Origin of the sequence: Bathymodiolus platifrons methanotrophic gill symbiont (assembly GCF_002189065.1) — a bacterium.
Classification (GTDB): Bacteria; Pseudomonadota; Gammaproteobacteria; order Methylococcales; family Methylomonadaceae; genus Methyloprofundus.
In genome coordinates, this window is record NZ_BDMN01000586.1 from 1 (window position 1) to 1,180 (window position 1,180).

At 40.2% G+C, this 1,180-nt stretch carries 3 protein-coding genes; 2 read left to right on the forward strand and 1 reads right to left on the reverse strand.

Features of this window, described 5'->3' with window-relative positions:
• Nucleotides 1–28: 28 nt before the first annotated feature.
• On the forward strand, nucleotides 29–121 hold the full coding sequence (locus CDZ78_RS23980) for an ISAzo13-like element transposase-related protein (RefSeq protein ID WP_280175602.1): 93 nt from the start codon (nucleotides 29–31) through the stop codon (nucleotides 119–121).
• Complete coding sequence (locus tag CDZ78_RS20730) at nucleotides 81–326, forward strand: ISAzo13-like element transposase-related protein (protein WP_167374435.1); 246 nt, start codon at nucleotides 81–83, stop codon at nucleotides 324–326. Before CDZ78_RS23980 ends, CDZ78_RS20730 begins: the two co-directional genes overlap by 41 nt.
• On the opposite strand, the gene CDZ78_RS20735 is transcribed toward CDZ78_RS20730, so the two are convergent.
• Complete coding sequence (locus CDZ78_RS20735; RefSeq protein WP_087871621.1) at nucleotides 317–1,018, reverse strand: NAD(P)/FAD-dependent oxidoreductase; 702 nt, start codon at nucleotides 1,016–1,018, stop codon at nucleotides 317–319. The two genes, CDZ78_RS20730 and CDZ78_RS20735, sit on opposite strands and share 10 nt — an antisense overlap.
• Nucleotides 1,019–1,180 lie beyond the last annotated feature (162 nt).

Sequence of the window (1,180 nt, forward strand, 5' to 3'; positions counted from 1 at the left end):
TTTACAAAAGACTGCGAATGCACTTGGATTGGAAATTAGGATTGCCCACTATCCTCCTTATACCTCCAAGTATAATCCCATTGAACATCGTTTTTTTTCCTCATGTGACTCGTGCTTGTGAAGGTGTTGTATTTGACTCGGTTGAAACAGTTAAAACATTGATTTCTAGAACATCAACGTCAAAAGGACTAACAACAATTGTTCACATACTCGACAAAATATACGAGACAGGACGAAAATATGCCGCTGACTTCAAAGAAATAATGCCGATTGTATTTGATACACATTTACCAAAATGGAATTACCGTGCAATTCCTCAAGAATAATTAATATCGGGAAGTTGTTTCGTGCTTATTCCTAAGCCGACACTTAAGCGCTCAAAAGTTAAAGGAATACACCATACCCAGCCGATATCAGATAATAGTGTCTTGATGTTGCCATGCGCAAATAATTCCTTAGAGACCTCAGTTTCAGCAAGCTTATAATGCTGGTATAAGGCAAATTTACCTAGATTCTTTATTTTATCAATACTGCTTAATTTTTTACCCATTAGAGCATCACGACCCATCGCATCAATAAAATATCGTCCTTGATAGTGCGCTTTATCGGTATCAAGCTGAACATGGCTCTCTGAACAGATTACTGCCATAACCTGTTCTTGCTGCTTCGCTATTACGCCATGTTCAATAGCATTATCAAACAGGCGTTTGTCAAACACAGAACGCTCAACCTGAAAGGTCCGATATTTACCCTGGAATGGAAAATAAGTATGTCTCCCTGAGACTTCATCAATAAACTCAGCCCCTCCCTTTTTTAAATTACCTTCACCCCATGCCACCCCTAGTCGCTTCATCACCGACTCACTCATGGGTAACATGGATTCACCAATATGAAAGCGTGGGTGCTGGTCGCGCTCAATCAATAAAACACTGTGCCCATATTGGGCCAGTAATGTCGCAGCAGTTGTGCCCGCAGGCCCTGCACCGGCAATAATCACATCATAATTCTTTTGTTCCACTCAGTATCTCTCTTAAGCTTTTTCTATTCCCTTCTTAAACAGAAAATAGTGTAGAACGGACTTTAGTCCGCTCTACGTCACATCACTACCTGAGCATAGGTAAAATTACACCTCAAACTGACTTGTCCAGATAGGTGCTTTTATATTTAATGGTACTAAACC